The sequence below is a fragment of the Vibrio quintilis genome, assembly GCF_024529975.1.
GTDB lineage: Bacteria > Pseudomonadota > Gammaproteobacteria > Enterobacterales > Vibrionaceae > Vibrio > Vibrio quintilis.
Map to the genome: position 1 here is coordinate 4042642 of NZ_AP024897.1, position 20685 is coordinate 4063326.

Consider the following 20685-nt stretch of genomic DNA (forward strand, 5'->3'; position numbering starts at 1 on the left):
TTTATCTAAGTGTATTATCAGGGCGACCAATATACACAGAAATAAACAGTACGCAAATAGTCTGAAATGACTATTTTACTCATTATCAGATATATATATAAAAGTAATGAACAATTCTCACAGTAAAATTGTAATCGCCAATAAATTGCAGGTTTTGTTCAAAAGGCGTAGCTTATTCTACAATTCCGTCATCATCTGCAATATTTAAGGATAGCAACAGATGCAAGAACAAATATCAGCTCGTATTTTAAATTTAAGACATTGGCTGAAAGAAAACCAACTTGATGCCTTAATTATCCCCCATGAAAACGAATACCTGGGAGAATATCTTCCCGCACATGATGAACGTTTGCAATGGGCGACAGGGTTCACAGGTTCGGCCGGCGTCGCCATCATCACCCGGGATAATGCTTCAATATTTGTTGATGGCCGCTACACGGTTCAGGTGACAAAACAAGTACCTGATGCACTGTTTGAATACCATCATCTGATTGAAGAACCCTATCTCGACTGGATAAAAAACAACCTGCCAGAAGGTGGCATTGTTGCGTTTGATCCACGCCTGCACAGTGCAACATGGTTAGCTGCATCCAGAGTTAACTATAGCGCTGATTTTCAACTCTGCGCTCTGGAAAATAACCCGATTGATCAACTTTGGCACGATCGTCCTGAACCTGAATATGCACCTTTATGGCTAATGCCATCTGAAGTAACGGGTATTGATAGCCTGAGTAAACGTCATCTTATCGCAGAACATTTCAGCCAGTCTGGGTTAGACTCAGCCATACTGACATCACCCGAGTCTATCTGCTGGCTTTTAAATATCAGGGGTTCCGATATCTCTTGTTTACCTGTCGTGCTTTGCTATGCCATTCTGCATTCAGATGCGAGTCTTGATTTATTTATTCATCAGAGACAAATCATCGAAGAGTTTGCTGAACATGTTGGTGAGGGCGTCCGGTTGCATGAACCCGATTCACTAATCAATGAGTTAAGCCACTTAAAAGGAAAACAAATCCTTTTAGATAATGATAACAGCAACGCCTGGTTTGAAATGACGTTAACTGACATTGGCGCGAACCTGATTCAAAAACCGGATCCCTGTCAGTTAATGAAAGCGACTAAAAACCAATGTGAAATCTCAGGGATGCAGGCTTGCCACATCAGAGATGGTATTGCGATGGCGAAATTCCTGTCATGGCTTGATAGTGAAGTTAAACTCGGTAATCTCCATGATGAAGCGATTCTGGCAGATAAATTACAAGACTTCCGTTTCGAAGATCCAACTCTCTTTGATTTGAGTTTTGATACAATTTCAGCAGCCGGAAGTAATGCGGCTATGTGTCATTACAATCATAATAATCAACCCAACCCTGGTCAGCTATCCGCAAACTCACTTTATTTAGTTGACTCCGGAGGTCAGTATACTGATGGAACAACTGACATCACCCGGACGATTGCAATTGGTGACGTGACACCTTTAATGAAGCAACAGTTTACTCTAGTACTGAAAGGCCATATCGCTTTAGCCTCAGCCCGTTTTCCAGCCGGAACAACAGGTCATCAATTGGACGCTCTGGCCAGACAGCATTTGTGGCAATATGGCTTTGATTTCGACCACGGTACAGGACATGGTGTCGGTCACTGTCTGAATGTTCATGAAGGCCCGCAGAGAATCAGTAAAGCGCCAAATAATATTGCACTACAACCAGGCATGGTCGTTTCAAATGAGCCTGGATATTATCGTGAAGGCCACTTTGGAATCAGAATTGAGAACCTAGAGCGTGTTGTCAGAATACATACGGATGGCGATCATGATATGCTCGGGTTTGAGTCCTTGACCCGCTGTCCGATTGACCTGCGTGTCATTGATCTTCAGCTACTGACTGATTCCGAAATTGCCTGGCTGAACCAATATCATCAGCAAGTATGGGATGATATTTCTCCACTCGTTGATGACGAAGTTTTCTCTTGGTTGGAACAAGCAACACAACAAATCGAAAAAGCATCTTAATTTATAGATACTTTTCGACCAGAATTATTTGATTTAAATTCATGCCTTTAAATAGACTTTTAAAGGCATTTTTATTTAGATTATTTTTGTTTCACGTGAAACATGTTCAGAATAGACTTCATGCCAATCATGCCACACCGTCTCAAGCCCACGATCTCTCATCGCTTCAGCAACTTCAGTTACAGAACGACTATCACCAACAGAAAATTGTTCTAATTGAGAAGCTTGATAATCAGCATAACCACCTGGCTGTGTACTTGAATTTGCAGAAATTGTTGTTATTCCCAGAGGAACAACATTATCCCGAAATTTAGCAGATTCTCTGGTTGATAATGATAAATCGATCTCTGGTTTAAATAGTCGGAATGCACAAATTGTTTGTACTAACTGTTTATCAGTCATAATTGATTTAGGTTCAATTCCCCCGGCACAAGGACGTAATCTGGGGAATGATATTGAATAACGAGATTTCCAGTATTTATTCTCTAAATAGTCCAGATGTGCCGCGACATAAAAAATGTCGGTGCGCCATTCATCAAGTCCAATCAATGCTCCAAGCCCAATCTTATCAACCCCCGCTTCACCCAGCCTGTCTGGTGTTAGAAGTCGATACTCAAAATCAGTCTTATTTCCACGCAGATGATGAATACCATATGTTGAAGGGTTATAGGTCTCCTGATAAACCATCACAGCATCCAGTCCAAAGGTTATTAATTCTTGATAAGATGAAGTATCTAATGGCTGAACTTCCATACTTAGATAACTAAATTGCTTTTTAATCTGCGGAAGAACTTGTCTGAAGTAATCCATCCCGACTTTATTCTGATGTTCACCAGTGACTAACAGAACACTATCAAATCCCATCTTCTTAATTGCAGATATTTCTTTATTAATATCATCCGGAGATAGAGTCTTTCGCTTAATATGATTTGACATAGAGAAGCCACAATAGCTGCAATCGTTAGAACATAGATTTGAGAGATAGAGTGGTATATAGAAACTAACCGTTTTACCAAATCGCTGACGTGTTAATCTCAGTGATTGTTGCGCCATAACTTCCAGATAAGGTTCAGCAGCAGGTGATAGAAGCGCCTTAAAATCTTCAAGATTCCTATTAGATTTATTCAAAGCAATTTGTACATCACGATCAGTTTTTCCATAAACGGAAAGCCGGACATCATCCCAGTCTAACTTTTCAAACACCTCTAAAAATGACATGATTAATCCTCCAGGAAACGAGTCAGTGGACTTGATGCATCCGCCACAAAATCAGATGAAGCAAGACCGGACTCAAAAGCAAGTCTTCCGGATTCAACTGCCAGTTTAAATGCTTTCCCCATTGATACAGAATTATCAGCACAGGCGATTGCAGTATTTACCAATACAGCATCTGCACCCATTTCCATCGCCTTTGCAGCATCTGATGGAGATCCAATTCCTGCATCAATCACCACTGGAACTTGTGCCTGCTCAATAATAATTTTCAAAAAACTTTCAGATACTAATCCCTGGTTAGAACCAATTGGTGATCCAAGTGGCATTACTGCGGCACAGCCGGCCTCTTCAAGTCGCTTGCATAAAACCGGATCTGCATGACAATAAGGAAGGACGACAAATCCATCCTTTACTAATTGCTCAGCCGCTTTTAATGTTTCAACTGGATCGGGCAATAAGTATTTTGGATCAGGATGAATCTCAACTTTAACCCAATTTGTACCGAGTGCTTCCCTTGTCAGATGTGCAGCATAGATAGCTTCTCTGGCCGATTTAGCACCTGATGTATTCGGTAATAAATTTATCCCGGAATAAATAATTGGCCCCAGAATGTCATCATTCTTATGCTCAAGATCGACCCGCTTTAATGCCATGGTTACCAGTTCTGAGCCAGTAGCTTTTATAGCGTCGACCATAACCTGACGACCTGAGAACTTGCCTGTACCTGTGAATAACCTCGAATGAAATTTTTTATCTGCTATCGTCAACATAACTAACCTCCTGCGATTACCTGGAATAATGAAATATGATCGCCATCATTCAGCCGGGTTCTATCCCAATATTGCTTTGCTATGATTTGCTCATTGACAGCAAATACAGAACCAGACTGAGGTAATGTCAATTTTTCAATCAGTGTCATCAGTGTTAGCTCATCTGCCACTATATAATTTTTATCATTAATCATTATGTTCATCTTTATCTCCAGCTTCAGGCTGGCCCCCACAAACACGACAATCTGGATTTTTCACAAAACTGTATGCCCTGAATGACATTGATTTACCATCGAAGCAATGAAGCAAATTCTTATCACAGTCACCATGAATCATGGCTGTGTTAGTTATTCGTTTCAAAGCTGCCAGCGCCTGCACTGATGCAATCATATTGACAACCGGCCCAAGCACACCTTGTTTACTACAGGAACTAGGCTCAGAAACATCTGATGGCACATCTGGTGACAGACATGCAAAACATGGTTGGTTTTCTACATAGGTATATTCTGAAAACTGGCCAGCCCACTGAGTAGCTGAACCTGAAATCAGACATGTTATTTGCTGATGACAGATACGATTGATTTGCTGACGTGTTGCCATGTTGTCACAGCAATCAATCACAAGATCAGCAAGCATTACTTCAAGATTCAACTGCTCGTCAGCTAATCTTTTATCAATAGCTCTGACTCTGCATTGTCGGTTCCGTATCAGAATCTGCTGTTTCAAAACCTCACATTTTGCCCGTCCAATATCTGATTCTGTATAGGCTAACTGGCGATGTAGATTACTCAGTTCTACTTTGTCATCATCAACCAGAACTATATTTCCTACACCAGCTCCGGCCAAAAGCAGTGAAACACTTGTACCTAATCCACCACAACCAATAATAAGAACATTTGAATTGTTTATTTTTAACTGGCCGGATTCACCAATTTCAGGCAAAGAAATCTGTCTTTGGTATCGAATAAAATCGACGTCACTAAATTTCGACATGATTTACCCTCTTCGAAAGATTGAAATCAGTTTGTATCTTCGTCACTGCATCTACATAATCATCAGCATCAGTGATGGCACGAACAACAGCAATGCTATCGACACCCTGAGCGGCCACATTGGACAAATTCGTTAAATCAATCCCACCAATCGCAACAGTTGGAATCATTCTCTTTTCATAGTCACTAAGTGAATTGATGAACTGCTGATACAATCTTAATCTGACTAACCCCTGGGGCTTAGAAGGCATTTGCTTTGTCGATGTGGGAAAAATATGACCTAAAGCGATATAGCTGGGTTTAATCAATTCCGCAGTTAAGATTTCCTGATAACTATGGGTGGAAACACCTAATCTTAATCCTGCTGCATGAATTGATTTCAGGTCAGCAGCCAGTAGATCTTCCTGACCAAGATGAATACCAAAAGCATTCTCATCAATTGCGATTTTCCAGTAGTCATTAATAAATACCTGAGAATCGGATGCTTGCCCAAGGCTAACCACTTCCCTGATCTGTTTTATTAAGTCAGAACGATGTTCATCTTTAATTCTTAACTGAATTGTTTTTACACCAAGCTCTAAAAGTTTTTTGATCCATTCTGAATCCCCCATAACCGGGTATAAATTTAATAGAGATTGATTAATAGAAGGAAATGGTGTTTCGGGAATAAAGAAGGAGGAAGATAGATCAATTGCATCAATCTTAGGAAATAGATGGACCTCTTTTGGCCATGTTTCACGTGAAACATTCATTGCAGCACGCGCTAAAATTAGTGCGTCAACTAAGGGAAAATCCAGCATCAAAAGAACAAGAAACCAGGATAAATGATAATTCTTAAATTCATCAGGAGACTGTAAAACTTCAATTCTGGAAATCAGAGAACCTGCAAGATTAATCTGGTGAGAGTACCACTGCTCAGATATTTTCCCAGGCAAAGCCTGAGAAAATACATCGATCATAACAGCATGACGAGCAGGTTTTGAATGATCAGAAAAACGATAATCATCACTTCCCTCATCACAAACCGGGTGATCAAGATAACGAAGCACAATCACTTCAGCTGAATCTGAGACACTATGATAGATATTTTCCTGATCTGGTCCATCAGGATACAATTCATAGTGATTATCAGGCAAGTTTAAGTTGATAAGAGCTAAGTCTGAGACTTGTATTTGGTATTCAGGGACCGTAAATCCTTCACCAGATGCGATAACAAAAACATCCTGAATCAATTCAGCGATGTGCTTATATTGCACAGGTAATTCTAAAAACATCATACAACCCTCATTCTTCATTCAATGAAAAAGTGGTCACTGCATGATAAAGCTCTGAACCATGATCTCTGAATTCCTGAGTTTTTTGCTGCATTCCGGCCTCTGGATTCTCTGTCTCCTGAACCTCAATCATCTGTTCCTGAGGTAGAGAACGGGCATAATCCCTTACTTCCTGTGAAATTTTCATTGAACAGAATTTAGGACCACACATTGAGCAGAAATGGGCAACTTTGCCTGATTCCTGTGGAAGTGTTTCGTCATGAAATGCACGGGCTGTCACCGGGTCCAGAGACAAATTGAACTGGTCTTCCCAGCGGAATTCAAACCGCGCTTTCGACAGCGCATTATCTCTGTACTGCGCACCGGGATGCCCTTTTGCCAAATCAGCCGCATGCGCTGCCAGTTTATAAGTGATAAGTCCGGTCTTTACATCATCTTTATTTGGCAGCCCCAAATGCTCTTTGGGTGTGACATAACAGAGCATGGCACAGCCGTACCAACCAATCATTGCGGCACCAATGCCAGAAGTAATATGATCATAGCCAGGTGCAATATCTGTGGTCAGCGGGCCAAGTGTATAGAATGGTGCTTCATCACAGTGCTTCAACTGCTCAGTCATATTCTCCTGAATCATGTGCATCGGCACATGCCCCGGCCCTTCAATCATGACCTGAACATCATATTCCCAGGCAATCTTTGTCAGTTCGCCCAGCGTTCTTAATTCTGCAAACTGCGCTTCATCATTCGCATCCGCAACCGACCCCGGACGAAGGCCATCCCCCAAAGACAAAGCAACATCATAGCGTGCGCAGATCTCGCAAATATCCCGGAAATGCGTATACAGGAAGCTTTCCTGATGGTGAGCAAGACACCATTTCGCGATAATAGAACCACCACGGGAAACAATGCCAGTCACCCGTTTCGCAGTCAGGGGTACATAACGCAGCAATAAACCTGCGTGAATTGTGAAGTAATCAACGCCCTGTTCAGCCTGCTCAATCAATGTATCCCGCATCACTTCCCACGTTAGGTTTTCAGCAATTCCATTGACTTTTTCCAGCGCCTGATACATCGGAACCGTACCTATCGGCACCGGGCTATTTCTCAGAATCCACTCACGGGTTTCGTGGATATTCCGGCCGGTCGATAAATCCATGACGGTGTCAGCACCCCAGCGGGTCGACCAGACCAGCTTCTCTACTTCTTCTTCAATTGAAGAAGTGACTGAAGAATTACCGATATTTGCATTCACTTTCACCAGGAAATTACGGCCGATAATCATGGGTTCAGATTCAGGATGGTTGATATTCGAAGGAATAATCGCCCTGCCCTCAGCCACTTCCTGACGGACAAATTCAGCGGTAATTTGTGAAGGTAAATGAGCGCCAAAACTCTGGCCGGCATGCTGATGATTCAGATGCTTGTCGTCAGAATCTGCAGCTTGCTGCCGCTGCATATTTTCACGCAGGGCAATAAATTCCATCTCAGGTGTGATAACGCCCTGACGGGCATAATGAAGCTGAGTCACACAACAACCCGGCTTTGCAGCACGAATCGACGGAAGATGCTCATAACGAAGATCATCCAGCGTACGGTCAGACAATCGCTCTTTGGCAAAATCAGAGCTCATGTCCGGGAGTAATTCTGTATCGCCCCGTTCCTGAACCCACGACTCACGCAGGCGTGGTAAACCACGATAAACATTAATCTGATGTTCAGGATCCGTATATACACCAGACGTATCATAGACATGCACAGGATCATTCGGCTGGTACACAGGCTTATCTTTCGTACCACCAATCAGGGAATCAGCCAGCTTAATTTCACGCACAGGTACCCGGATATCTTCCCGGGATCCCTGCAAATAGATTTTTGATGAATTAGGGTAAGGTTGTGAATGGATATTTTCCAAAAACTGCTTAGCTTCCAGTCTGGATTGTTTTCGACTCGACATGCATTTTTCCTCAAATTATGGTTATAAAAGAGATAAATGCTTGGCGGAAATAGCTATACAAGAGGAGAGGATGTCACCTTGGAAATGACATAACGAAGAAAGAGATCAGCAGAAATGGATACTCAATCAATGTTCTCTTGTTCCCTTCGCAGATATTAATCTGATCAGGTTCAACGGATCCCGAATAAACGGTCTCAGCCAATAGGCACTCCGACAAGTAAAAACATTATAGAGAATGAATGTGAGTTAACCAAGTAAAATCAGGTTCTGGCCATCAACTGGAAACCAATCCATGCCGCTGAAATACTCAAAACGACATTCAAACAGATATTTAAGCCGAATTTAAAAAACTCACCCTGTTGCATTAGCAAGACATTATCCATAGAAAAAGTAGAAAATGTGGTTAATGCGCCAAGAAAACCAAGACCGAAGATTTGTCGCCAGGGTTCAGCTGGAATAAATTCCCACTGAAGTGCGGCAATCAATAATCCCATGATGAAAGAGCCAAGGACGTTCACAGTTAACGTTCCATACGGGAAACCCTTACCAAACAAAAAAACGCACAACTCAGAAATTAAATATCTGCTACATGCACCGAATGCGCCACCAACAGCAACATAAGCAAGAATTGAAAACTGCCCCATATAAAATCCCTTAATGTAAATGGCGAAAAAAGGAAAAAATCCAAACAGATTTACCTTGATATACAATGAAATTTAAAAAGTTACAGGAGTCACTTTTGTGTATAAAAAACAGTCGTTTGAACAAAAATTCAAGACCGGACTAAAAAGTATCATCAGGCAGGTAAAAAGAATCCGTTACAAACAGAAACAATTTTACACAGGAAAGAGAAGAACAAAAAGAAAACTGAACACGAAGAAAACGAAAAAGAAATGCAGCCTCTTTTCAGAGGCTCAAGAAAATCATATCAACAGAAAAGAGCATCAGGCACAAATAGCACTACATGATTTCTTCCTGGTGCTGCTTTTCGATTTTTTTAAGCTGATCGATCTGTTTCCTCAGCGCTCTGATTTCCTGATGCATAGGAATGATATGTTCCAGACGAATCCACGACTCAACCATCAGCCCCATCAGGATAATGGAACCAATCACCATAGGCAGCCACATATCTGTCAGTGCCATGCCAAGCAGTGTCAAAATAAATCCAATGGTAAAGAGATAACTCTGACTTCTGATTGTCATTCCGGTATAACGAACTAACATAGTCACATCCTCTTACTGAAGGTTCTGTATACTTTCAAGGTAGCATGCGAATGATGATCGATATATGTCGAATATCACGTTGTCCGGTCATTCCTTCGAACAACATTCACAATAAACTACAGATGAGAATAGACTACTGATAAATGAATGCACCACATGCCAGTGCAATAAAAACCACGGAAGTCACTTTGCGAATCATCGATAATGGCAGGCTTTCAGCAGAACATTTACCCGCCAGCACCACAGGAACGTTCGCAATCAGCATACCTGCGGTTGTGCCGGCAATCACGAATAACATGCCTTCGGTGTATTGTGCGGATAATACAGACGTAGCAATCTGTGTTTTATCACCAATTTCAGCAATAAAGAAAGCAATAAAAGCGGAAACAAACGGGCCGTAGCCAGAAAACTTTTCCTCTTCATCCAGCTTATCCGGGATAAGCACCCATCCGGCCATCAGCAAGAAACTCACGATTATCACCCACTTTAATATTTCAGGTGAGAGATAATCAGCGACAACCACACCCAGCCATGCTGCCAGCGTATGATTCAGCAAGGTGGCAAAGAGAATCGCCCAGATGACAGGTGCAACCTTCCGGTAACGGCAGGCAAGCAGCAGAGACAACAGCTGGGTTTTATCACCGATTTCGGCAAGTGCGACGGTGACAGCAGAAATTAAGAAAATACTCATGACATGCTCAAAGGGGCAGGCGCTTCCAAAACCACAGACAAACAATCGTGCCCTACCCCGGTTACACGACGGTTCATCTAAGGTCTTGCTAAACTACAAAAGATATACACGTTTAAATGATTTGAAATATGGTATATCCATCAGTCTCGAACGCCACGGTCAGGAGGAACCGATTATGTTGACGAACGAACCATCTCAGGTCACATCTGTGATGGTAAGCTACTCCCCAAAGACGAGCGTATTAAATCAATAATTATAAATAAACACAAGCATTCTCCGGCCTGTACAGCAATTTCCCTGCATCAATAATTACAAACCAATCATTAATAACATTTCAGAAAAACTGCCTATCAATTAAACAAGATTCTCACTACTCGATCGTGTAATATCCCGGTATAATTCAACGTTATTTTTATTCATTCACTAATTTCGCGCGAACCCATTATGCACAAATATGATACTAAAACCTTTCAAGGGATGATCCTCGCGCTGCAGGATTATTGGGCCCGGCAAGGCTGTACAATTGTTCAACCTCTCGATATGGAAGTTGGTGCTGGCACATCGCACCCAATGACCTGCCTGAGAGCGCTTGGTCCGGAACCAATTGCCACCGCATATGTTCAGCCATCCCGTCGTCCGACTGATGGCCGTTACGGTGAAAACCCGAACCGATTACAGCATTATTACCAGTTTCAGGTGATTATTAAGCCTTCACCTGAAAATATTCAGGAACTCTATCTGGGTTCGCTGCAGGCTTTAGGTATCGATCCTCAGGTTCATGATATCCGTTTTGTTGAAGATAACTGGGAAAACCCGACACTGGGCGCCTGGGGGCTTGGCTGGGAAGTCTGGCTGAACGGTATGGAAGTCACTCAGTTTACTTACTTCCAGCAAGTCGGCGGCCTTGAATGTAAGCCAGTCACCGGAGAAATTACCTACGGTATCGAACGTCTGGCAATGTATATTCAGAGGGTTGACTCTGTTTACGACCTGACATGGACCGACGGCCCGCTTGGTAAAGTCACTTATGGTGATATTTTCCACCAGAACGAAGTAGAGCAGTCTACTTATAACTTCGAACATGCTGACGTTGATTTCTTATTCACTTTCTTCGATCAGTGTGAAAAAGAGTGTAAGCACTTACTTGAGCTGGAAAAACCACTCCCTCTTCCTGCATACGAGCGGATTCTGAAAGCTGGCCATGCATTTAATCTGCTGGATGCGCGCAAAGCAATTTCTGTCACAGAGCGCCAGCGCTATATCCTGCGTATCCGCGATCTGACAAAGTCAGTGGCTGAAGCGTATTATGCGTCCCGAGAAGCACTTGGCTTCCCCATGTGTAATAAGCAAGACCAACAAGCATAAGGGAAGAGAACATGAGCAAAGAATTTTTAATTGAACTGGGAACAGAAGAACTGCCGCCAACACAGCTACGCACTTTAGCGGAAGCATTTGCCAATAACTTCGAAGCTGAGCTGAAAAACGCTGAACTGGCATTTGATCAGATCAAATGGTTTGCCACACCGCGCCGTCTGGCACTGAAAGTCACCTCCCTGGCTGAAAGCCAGCAGGATAAAGTGGTCGAAAAACGTGGTCCTGCAATTTCTGTTGCTTTTGATGCGGATGGTAATCCAACCAAAGCTGCACAAGGCTGGGCCCGTGGTAACGGCATCACCGTCGATCAGGCAGAACGTTTAGTGACAGATAAAGGCGAGTGGCTGCTGTTCAAACAGGAAGTCAAAGGTCAGGCAACCAAAGAGATTGTTGTAGAGCTTGCAGCAAAAGCGCTGCATCACCTGCCAATTGCAAAACCAATGCGCTGGGCCGATAAAGAAACTCAGTTTATCCGTCCGGTCAAAACCCTGACAATTCTGCTTGATGATGAATTGATAGCCGGTGAAATCCTTGGCGTTCAGTCTGACCGAACCATCCGTGGGCACAGATTCATGGGTGAGCAGGAATTCACCATTGAGAGCGCTCAGCAGTACCCGGCGATTCTTGAAGAACGTGGTAAAGTCATCGCGGATTACGAAGCACGTAAAGCGACGATTATCGCAGATTCACAACAAGCAGCTCAGGCGGTTGGCGGCACAGCCGATCTGGAAGATGACTTAGTCGAAGAAGTAACATCACTGGTCGAATGGCCTGTTGTTCTCACCGCGAAGTTTGAAGAAAAATTCCTGGCAGTCCCGTCAGAAGCGCTGGTTTACACCATGAAAGGTGACCAGAAGTACTTCCCGGTCTACAGTGATGACAATCAACTACTGCCGAACTTTATCTTTGTTTCAAACATTGAATCGAAAGAACCCCGTCATGTCATTGAAGGGAACGAAAAGGTTGTTCGCCCTCGTCTTGCCGATGCGGAGTTCTTCTTCAATACAGACCGCAAACAACCTTTGATTGACCGTCTGCCAATGCTGGAAAATGCCGTTTTCCAGAAGCAGCTTGGAACCATCAAAGACAAGACCGATCGAATTACTGAACTGGCCGGCTACATTGCAGACAAAATTGGTGCAGATGTTGAGAAATCAAAGCGCGCCGGCCTGCTGGCAAAATGCGACCTGATGACCAATATGGTGTTCGAATTTACCGAAACACAAGGCATCATGGGGATGCACTACGCCCGTCATGATGGTGAAGATGAAGCGGTTGCGATTGCTCTGAACGAACAATACATGCCCCGCTTTGCCGGTGATGAACTGCCTGCGAACGGGATTTCTTCTGCTGTCGCTATGGCGGACAAGCTGGATACCATCGTAGGTATTTTCGGTATTGGACAGGCTCCGAAAGGTTCAGACCCGTTTGCCCTGCGCCGTGCCTCACTGGGTGTGCTGAGAATTATCGTTGAATACGGTTATCAGCTGGACCTGACTGATCTGGTCGCCAAAGCCAAATCGCTGTTTGGTGACAAGCTGACAAATGACACTGTTGAATCAGATGTGATTGAGTTTATGCTGGGCCGTTTCCGTACCTGGTATCATGATGAAGGCTTCAGTGTCGATGTCATTCAGGCAGTACTGGCCCGTCATCCAACCAAACCAGCAGACTTTGACCAGCGTGTCAAAGCAGTCTCTCACTTCCGTTCACTGGAAGCAGCTGAATCTCTGGCTGCTGCCAACAAACGGGTCGGAAATATTCTGGCGAAATTTGATGGTGAACTGAACACAGACGTTGATCTGGCGCTGTTGCAGGAAGATGCGGAAAAAGCACTGGCTGAAAATGTTGAAGTTCTGACAGAAGCGCTGGAACCGGCATTCGCGACCGGAAACTATCAGGCAGCCCTCAGCAAGCTGGCCGATCTGAAAGAGCCGGTCGATGCATTCTTTGACAATGTCATGGTCATGGCTGATGACGAAGCATTGAAGAAGAACCGTCTGACCCTATTGAATAACCTGCGAAATCTGTTCCTCGAGATTGCAGATATTTCTGTTTTGCAGAAATAACACCAGGCAAAACCAAATACCCGCTTCAAAGCCCGGCCAACTGCCGGGCTTTCTTTTTATTGATAATTATCATCTTCAAACCGGGAGCAAATGGTATACATTAATCACCTTTATCACGGTTGAAGGAGTCACCATGCCCTATTTGCTTTTAACACTGGCAGCAATGTTCTGGGGAGGAAATTACGTTGTCGGACATATTCTGGTCAGTGGTGCAGATCCGATCCTGATGACAGCAGCCCGCTGGTTTTTAACCGCTCTGTTACTGACTTCTCTGTACTACAAACATATCTTCACCCATCACAAATTAATCATACAATCTCTGGCTACCATTGTTTTTCTGTCTGTATTCGGACAAGTATTATTTCCGCTCACCCTGTATATCGGCCTGCAAACCACCTCTTCGCTCAATGCTGCCATTTATATGTCTGCCACGCCTTGTCTGGTGTTATTAATCAACAGGATTATTTTTCATGACCAAATCTCAGTAAATAATTATCTTGGCGTGCTTCTTAGCACAGCTGGCGTTTGTTATCTGATTTTTCAGGGAGATTTCGGGAATTTACGGACGTTAAACAATCTGAGCAGAGGCGATCTCTGGGCCATGGGTTCTGCACTGAGCTGGGCGCTCTACTGTTCATTTTTGCGTAAGAAAAACAAGCAAATTCCGGGGAATGTCTTCGTTGCAGTCAGCGCTGTCATTGGTGCCATCATCCTGATCCCGGTGATTACACTTTATCTCATTTCGGTTCCATCTGTTGATGTCAGTTCCTATTCACAGGCGGGGTTCCTGACCGGACTGTTATATCTGGTGATTTTTCCGTCCTGGCTATCGTATGTTTTCTGGAACCGCGGCATTACAGAAATCGGGGCAACCCGCGGAGAGATATACACCCATATCATTCCGTTATCCGGCGGGCTTTTCAGTGTGATATTTCTCGGCACCCGGCTGGCGTCATTTCACCTGATCAGTGCTGCCCTGATCGCAGCCGGAATCTGGTTATGCTCAGGCAGAAAATCCGGAGAAAAAACGATTCAACCAGTCTCTTCAGAGTAACTCCGCACGGGGAGGTCCACGCAGACACCGGTTGGATCCGGTGTCTGATAAAACATCATCAGATAAACATAACCCCTTTTAAAACCGTCACAGCCCTACCCGTAAGTTTGACCCGCGACGCTGAAAGTGACACGTCCATCAAACCGCCCCGTTCTGATGCCTGATAACCGCTTAATGACGACTTGCCAAGTTGTTCACACCAATAAACAGCCAGCGCACAAAAAGCTGAACCCGTCACCGGATCTTCATTCACACCCACCCAGGGTGCAAAATAGCGACAAATGAAATCCTGAGCCGCACCAGATGATCGGGCAGTCACAACAACCCCCCGTCCAGGAACCTTACTCAGGCCGGTAAAATCAGGGGATAATTCACGAATGCGTTGCTCACTATCGACAATAATCAGCTCTTTCTCATCAAAACGGTGGTAAGCCATAACCTCATCGGCTCCCACGCCAAGCAGGTCAAGCATCGCGTGATTCGTCCGTGCTTCAGATTCAAAGACCGGGGCCGGAAAATCCATCTCAAAGGCGTCTGTCTGTACCGTAACAGATAAAGGACCAGACAACGTATTGAAAACCACTGTTTCACCAACGGCAACAAGACCTTTTTCCTTTAAGATCTGAGCTACCGCCAGCGTACCGTGCCCACAAAGCTTCACCTCGGTTTGTGGCGTAAACCACCTCAGCTGCATCTCCGGTAAAGATAAAAAAGCCGTCTCAGATAAAGCCATTTCTCTTGCCACCGAAAACATCACCGCGTCTTCAAGTGGTCCTTCGGTGATACAGACACCTGCCGGGTTCCCTTTAAAAGCCTCAGCCGTAAATGAATCAACCTGATATATCTCTAATTCCATCTTTTTTCCTTCAATCAGGGATGCTGTCTTTAATAGAGATTCAAAGCAGCAACCGCTTCAATTTCAATCTGTAAATCAGGATGGATCAATGCAGACACTTCCACCAGAGAACACGCCGGTAAATGTCCCTCATAAAATTCGAATAACAATTCACGCATCTGCGGGAGTTGACTGATATCTTTGACAAAAATTGTCAGCTTCACCAAATCACTTTTTGAACAGGATTCAGCCGCCAGTATCTGCGAAATCTGCTGAAGTATTTCCTGACACTGCTCTGGCAGTGATAAAGACTGCGCCGCAGTGCCGTAAGCCGTCAAACCGGAAACATAAAGGGTATTACTATGCCGGACAGCATGAACATAAGGGCCGGCTATTTGCGGCAGGAACTCATAATTGATTCTTTGGGTCAATGTCGTACTCCTTGAAGTCAGTTACATAACAACAAGAATTAAATATAAACGAACAACTGACAAAATATTCTGCCTCGTTTCAGAAACAGGCCTTAACAAGCAAAAATGAAATAAAATCAATGACAGAAGAATATATTAAGCTCAGATATCACGCCCCGATCAACCAACTCAGCCATCATGCGTAAAAAACCCCCGCCAGCCCCCTTGCTTTTTGGTCAGAAAATATTACGGTATGGTGAATAATTATGTAAATCACAACTTTCTTAAAACAATATAAATCAGGTAAACCAGTCATGCAGTTCTCTTCGTTTGGTGAGAAATTCAACCGATACACAGGTATCACACAGCTCATGGATGATTTAAACGATGGTCTTCGTACGCCGGGCGCCATCATGCTGGGCGGAGGTAACCCGGCAGCCATTCCAGCCATGCTCGACTATTTTCATCAGGCCAATCAGTCACTACTGGACAGCGGCAAACTCGTTGCCGCCATGGCAAATTACGATGGTCCACAGGGGAACGATGCATTCATCCGCTCACTTGCAGCCTTGCTGCGCGATACATTCGGCTGGGACATCAGTGAAAAAAATATTAGTCTGACCAATGGCAGTCAGAGCGGATTTTTCTATCTGTTCAACCTGCTGACCGGTAAACAACCGGATGGTTCGCACAAAAAAGTTCTGCTGCCGCTGGCTCCCGAGTATATCGGCTATGGCGACGCAGGGATTCACGATGATATTTTTGTTTCCGGCCGCCCGGAAATTGAATATCTGGACAACCGTCTGTTCAAATATCATGTCGACTTTGAAAATCTGAAAATCGATGATTCGATTGCTGCAATCTGTGCTTCAAGGCCGACCAACCCAACCGGTAACGTCCTGACCGATGAAGAAATCCACAAACTGGATGAACTGGCCCGCCAGCATCATATCCCGCTGATTATCGATAACGCTTACGGGTTACCATTCCCGAATATCATTTTTGAAGACGTAAAGCCATTCTGGAATGAGAACACCATTCTGTGTATGAGTCTGTCAAAGCTTGGGCTGCCGGGATTACGCTGCGGTATCGTGATTGCGAATGAAGCTATGACAACTGCACTCAGCAATCTCAACGGGATTATCAGCCTGTCACCGGGAAGTGTTGGCCCTGTACTGGCCAATCACATGATTGAGAACAATGATATTTTGCGTCTGAGTAGTGAAGTGATTCGTCCGTTCTATCAGCAGAAGTCGCAGCGGGCGATTGAATTACTTCAGCAGGCCATTCCGGATCCGCGTTTTCGCATTCACAAACCGGAAGGCGCAATTTTCCTCTGGCTGTGGTTCGATGAATTGCCAATCACCACCATAGAACTCTATCAACGTCTGAAAGAACGTGGCGTTCTGATTGTTCCCGGCGAATACTTCTTTATCGGACAGGAAGCAACATGGGAACATGCTCACCAATGTCTGCGCATGAACTATGTTCAGGATGATGATCAGATGCAAAAAGGTATCGCGATCATCGCTGAAGAAATCGCCAGAGCTTACGCTGAATAACTCCCCTGAAACCACCAGATGCACATGATGTTCAATAGCATGTGCATCGTCCTCCTCACCAACCACTCTGGTTAAATCTGCACCACAATTGTTCTGTTCTGCACCACAGTGAAACTTCCACACCCACACTAAAAACAATAAAATCAATATAACCAATTGAAATAATTTAATTTTATAAAGATGGCATACCACTTGCTGTCTGAGAGTGTTAGTTGCGAAGAGCATAATCCAGTTTTTATTGCTAACGACAAAAAGTTACTAACGACAATTTGTCAAAACAGACATCTAGGGTTCCGGCTACCACACATCATCATGGCAGTGACTGGTCCGAGAGTTGTCAACCTCAACTGAGGTCACACGGCGGGATAAAAGCCCGGGAGGCCAGCCAATCATAATTGGTTATGTCTCTTGTGCAATGATTCAAACGTGACTCACAGTGGAGGTGATCCCATGCAACATTTTCTGAAACGACTTCTGACAACGCTGATGTTATCCGCAGGTTTAATCGCTGCCTTTTCAATATCAGCCACCGCATTTGCCAAAGAGAAAAAAGACTTTACCCTGGCCTGGTCAATCTACGTTGGGTGGATGCCCTGGGATTATGCAGATCAATCCGGCATTCTGAAAAAATGGGCCAACAAATACGGCATCAACATCGATGTGATTCAGGTCAATGACTACGTCGAGTCTATTAACCAATACACAGCCGGTCAGTTTGATGCCACGGTCATGACCAATATGGATGCACTGACCATTCCGGCAGCAAGCGGTGTTGATTCTACGGCTCTGATTGTTGGGGATTTCTCTGATGGGAATGACGGCATTATCCTGAAAGGAAACAATAAGTCCATCCGCGATATCAAAGGCCAGAACGTCAATCTGGTTGAACTGAGTGTGTCTCACTACCTGATGGCCCGCGGACTGGAAAGTGTCGGACTGGCAGAAAAAGATGTGCACGTCATTAACACATCCGATGCCGATATTGTTGCAGCCTACCAAACACCGGATGTTACTTCAGTTGTCACCTGGAACCCGCTACTCAGCGAAATTACTTCCCAGCCGGGCAGCACGCTGGTTTTTGATTCCTCAAAAATTCCCGGAGAAATCATTGATTCGCTGGTGGTCAATACACAAATCCTCAAACAAAACCCCAATTTTGCGAAAGCCTTAACCGGCGCATGGTACGAAGTCATGTCTGAAATGACATCGAAAAACACCGCTAAATCCGATGAAGCTAAAACCTTTATGGCGAAAGCTTCCGGAACCGATTTAGCTGGTTACAACGCCCAGCTGAAAGCCACCCGGATGTTTTACAAGCCTGCAGAAGCCGTCCGGTTTACCCAAAGTTCAGCCCTGACAGATACGATGAAGAAAGTTGCGGAATTCTCTTTTGAGCATGGTTTGTTAGGGGAAGGCGCACCCGATGCTACCTTCATCGGTATTGAAACGCCAGCCGGCATCTATGGCAGCAAATCCAATATTAAACTGCGGTTTGATCCGGCTTATATGGAAATGGCGGCCAAAGGTCAGCTGTAAAGCAAACTTGAGTCTCACCATCATTCAGACCAAAACGGAGACAGCATGACCCGACTGATCAACAAAAAACCATCACGTCCCACCCGACTGATGCTGGGCATCCTGCCGTTTGCTATTGCTCTGCTGGTTTATCTGGTAGCCTCTGATGCGCGTCTGGCAGCCAATCCCTCAGATAAGTTACTACCGGCATTCTCCAGTTTTGCCGATGCCGTGGAGCGGATGGCCTTCACACCCAGCAGGCGTACCGGAGAATACCTGCTGTGGGCCGATACCCTTGCCAGCCTGCAACGTCTGACAATCGGGGTTGGCTTCAGTGCGCTGATTGGCCTGTGTCTCGGGATTGCCAACGGCATGGTGCCACTGGTGCGCTCATCACTATCGCCGTTTGTCACCGCGATATCCCTGATTCCGCCAATGGCTATCCTGCCGGTGTTGTTTATCTCGCTCGGGCTGGGCGAAGTCTCCAAAGTTGCGCTGATATTTATCGGCATCTGCCCGATGATCATCCGCGACATGCAGCTTAAAACGCAGTCTTTACCACAAGAGCAGCTGATCAAAGCCCAGACACTGGGCGGTAACAGCTGGCAAATCATTATCCGGATCATCACACCGCAAGTTTTTCCGCATCTGGTTGACGCAGTCCGGCTGACACTGGGTAGCGCATGGCTGTTCCTGATTGCCGCAGAAGCGATTGTCGCCACAGAAGGGCTCGGATACCGGATTTTCCTTGTCCGACGCTACCTGTCGATGGATGTGATTCTGCCTTATGTCCTGTGGATCACCTTACTGGCTTACCTGATGGACTGGCTGCTCAGGCAGTTATCGCGCAAGGTCAGTCCGTGGTATCACGAGTCACAGGGGGCATAAGATGAACACGCAACAGCCTAAACAGCCGATGATAGAAATCCGCAATGTCTGGAAAGAATACGGCCATAACATTGTGCTTGAACGACTGCATAAAAAAGTTCACCAGGGTGAATTTATCAGTATTGTCGGCGCATCCGGCTGCGGTAAAACCACGTTTCTGAACATGTTGCTTGGCACAGAACAACACAGCCGCGGAGAGATTCTGCTCGACGGCCAGCCACTAAGGCGGGAACCGGGCACAGAACGGGGCATTGTGTTCCAGAAATATTCCGTCTTCCCTCACCTGACTGCTTTGGACAACGTCATGATTGGGCTGGAGTTTGAAAGCAGCGGACTCACCAGCAAACTGTTCGGCCGGAATAATGGCGTACAGAAACAGCAGGCCCGACAACACGCACGGGAAATGCTGGCACAGGTTGGTCTGAGCCATGCAGAAAACCAGTATCCGCACCAGCTTTCCGGCGGCATGCGCCAGCGCCTTTCAATTGCACAGTCACTGGTGAAACAGCCCCGGATTCTGCTGCTGGATGAACCCTTTGGCGCACTGGATCCGGGGATTCGTAAAGACATGCATACCTTAATCCGCAGCCTGTGGCAGGAGCAGCAACTCACGGTTTTTATGATTACCCATGACCTGAGCGAGGGTTTTCAGCTTGGCAGCCGGATCTGGGTGTTTGACCAGCCAAGAGTCGACCCACAGGCACCGGAGCGCTATGGCGCACAAATTACCTTCGATATTCCGCTGAACAAACAAACTATCAATCAACCCGGCTTACTCAGCGCTCTGAACCAAACATTACAACCGGCAGAGCCGCTGCAATCCGGCTCTGTCTGAGGAACACAT

Annotated in this window: 19 protein-coding genes and 2 riboswitches; of the genes, 8 read left to right on the forward strand and 11 right to left on the reverse strand. The window is 45.0% G+C overall.

The features are described from left to right. Nucleotides 1–220 precede the first annotated feature (220 nt). Entirely contained in the window at nt 221–2014 is a 1794-nt protein-coding gene (locus tag OC443_RS18500; RefSeq protein WP_073582124.1) for an aminopeptidase P family protein, read from the forward strand. Nucleotides 2015–2089: 75 nt separating this feature from the next. Here OC443_RS18500 and thiH read toward each other — a convergent pair whose 3' ends face one another. The 9 genes from thiH to OC443_RS18545 form a co-directional block, all read right to left on the reverse strand. Next, nucleotides 2090–3232 carry a 2-iminoacetate synthase ThiH gene (gene thiH / locus OC443_RS18505; RefSeq protein ID WP_073582122.1) on the reverse strand — a complete coding sequence of 381 codons (1143 nt, stop codon included), beginning with the start codon at nt 3230–3232 and terminating at the stop codon, nt 2090–2092. A gap of 2 nt (nt 3233–3234) precedes the next feature. After that, nucleotides 3235–3999 (reverse strand): thiazole synthase, encoded by a 765-nt coding sequence (locus tag OC443_RS18510; RefSeq protein WP_073582120.1) that lies wholly within the window; start codon nt 3997–3999, stop codon nt 3235–3237. Nucleotides 4000–4001: 2 nt separating this feature from the next. Continuing rightward, on the reverse strand, nt 4002–4193 hold the full coding sequence (thiS, locus tag OC443_RS18515; RefSeq protein WP_234976363.1) for a sulfur carrier protein ThiS: 192 nt from the start codon (nt 4191–4193) through the stop codon (nt 4002–4004). Continuing rightward, on the reverse strand, nt 4186–4992 hold the full coding sequence (locus OC443_RS18520) for a HesA/MoeB/ThiF family protein (RefSeq protein ID WP_073582116.1): 807 nt from the start codon (nt 4990–4992) through the stop codon (nt 4186–4188). The genes thiS and OC443_RS18520 overlap by 8 nt, the downstream gene beginning before the upstream one ends. Next, nucleotides 4979–6268 (reverse strand): thiamine phosphate synthase, encoded by a 1290-nt coding sequence (gene thiE, locus OC443_RS18525; protein ID WP_073582114.1) that lies wholly within the window; start codon nt 6266–6268, stop codon nt 4979–4981. Before thiE ends, OC443_RS18520 begins: the two co-directional genes overlap by 14 nt. 7 nt (nt 6269–6275) lie before the next feature. Then, a complete protein-coding gene (gene thiC / locus OC443_RS18530) occupies nt 6276–8219 on the reverse strand; it encodes a phosphomethylpyrimidine synthase ThiC (protein WP_073582112.1) in 1944 nt (647 codons plus the stop codon). A 124-nt stretch (nt 8220–8343) separates the two neighbouring features. After that, a riboswitch (TPP riboswitch) is annotated at nt 8344–8442 on the reverse strand. A 37-nt stretch (nt 8443–8479) separates the two neighbouring features. Further along, the gene (gene crcB, locus OC443_RS18535; protein WP_073582110.1) at nt 8480–8863 is read right to left on the reverse strand and encodes a fluoride efflux transporter CrcB; all 384 of its coding nucleotides are present in this window, start codon (nt 8861–8863) and stop codon (nt 8480–8482) included. Between the two features lie 316 nt (nt 8864–9179). Then, entirely contained in the window at nt 9180–9443 is a 264-nt protein-coding gene (locus OC443_RS18540) for a hypothetical protein (protein WP_073582108.1), read from the reverse strand. A gap of 133 nt (nt 9444–9576) precedes the next feature. Then, nucleotides 9577–10134 (reverse strand): TMEM165/GDT1 family protein, encoded by a 558-nt coding sequence (locus tag OC443_RS18545; RefSeq protein ID WP_073582190.1) that lies wholly within the window; start codon nt 10132–10134, stop codon nt 9577–9579. Between the two features lie 444 nt (nt 10135–10578). Here OC443_RS18545 and glyQ point away from each other — a divergent pair, with 444 nt between their 5' ends. From glyQ to OC443_RS18560, 3 genes are all read left to right on the forward strand, one after another. After that, on the forward strand, nt 10579–11499 hold the full coding sequence (glyQ, locus tag OC443_RS18550) for a glycine--tRNA ligase subunit alpha (RefSeq protein ID WP_073582106.1): 921 nt from the start codon (nt 10579–10581) through the stop codon (nt 11497–11499). An 11-nt stretch (nt 11500–11510) separates the two neighbouring features. Then, nucleotides 11511–13577 carry a glycine--tRNA ligase subunit beta gene (gene glyS, locus OC443_RS18555; protein WP_073582104.1) on the forward strand — a complete coding sequence of 689 codons (2067 nt, stop codon included), beginning with the start codon at nt 11511–11513 and terminating at the stop codon, nt 13575–13577. 133 nt (nt 13578–13710) lie between these two features. Continuing rightward, entirely contained in the window at nt 13711–14631 is a 921-nt protein-coding gene (locus OC443_RS18560; protein ID WP_073582102.1) for a DMT family transporter, read from the forward strand. A 58-nt stretch (nt 14632–14689) separates the two neighbouring features. Here OC443_RS18560 and OC443_RS18565 read toward each other — a convergent pair whose 3' ends face one another. Continuing rightward, on the reverse strand, nt 14690–15487 hold the full coding sequence (locus OC443_RS18565; protein ID WP_073582100.1) for a PhzF family phenazine biosynthesis protein: 798 nt from the start codon (nt 15485–15487) through the stop codon (nt 14690–14692). Nucleotides 15488–15516: 29 nt separating this feature from the next. Continuing rightward, the gene (locus OC443_RS18570) at nt 15517–15897 is read right to left on the reverse strand and encodes a RidA family protein (protein WP_073582098.1); all 381 of its coding nucleotides are present in this window, start codon (nt 15895–15897) and stop codon (nt 15517–15519) included. Between the two features lie 293 nt (nt 15898–16190). Here OC443_RS18570 and OC443_RS18575 point away from each other — a divergent pair, with 293 nt between their 5' ends. The 4 genes from OC443_RS18575 to OC443_RS18590 all read left to right on the forward strand — a co-directional run bounded on the left by OC443_RS18575 (nt 16191) and on the right by OC443_RS18590 (nt 20676). Continuing rightward, a complete protein-coding gene (locus OC443_RS18575; RefSeq protein WP_073582096.1) occupies nt 16191–17438 on the forward strand; it encodes a valine--pyruvate transaminase in 1248 nt (415 codons plus the stop codon). 274 nt (nt 17439–17712) lie between these two features. Further along, nucleotides 17713–17820: riboswitch (guanidine-I (ykkC/yxkD leader) on the forward strand. 68 nt (nt 17821–17888) lie between these two features. Continuing rightward, nucleotides 17889–18974, forward strand: coding sequence for a putative urea ABC transporter substrate-binding protein (locus OC443_RS18580; protein WP_073582094.1), 1086 nt, complete (start codon nt 17889–17891; stop codon nt 18972–18974). A 45-nt stretch (nt 18975–19019) separates the two neighbouring features. After that, nucleotides 19020–19841 carry an ABC transporter permease gene (locus OC443_RS18585; RefSeq protein WP_073582092.1) on the forward strand — a complete coding sequence of 274 codons (822 nt, stop codon included), beginning with the start codon at nt 19020–19022 and terminating at the stop codon, nt 19839–19841. A gap of 1 nt (nt 19842) precedes the next feature. Continuing rightward, nucleotides 19843–20676 carry an ABC transporter ATP-binding protein gene (locus OC443_RS18590; RefSeq protein WP_073582090.1) on the forward strand — a complete coding sequence of 278 codons (834 nt, stop codon included), beginning with the start codon at nt 19843–19845 and terminating at the stop codon, nt 20674–20676. Nucleotides 20677–20685 lie beyond the last annotated feature (9 nt).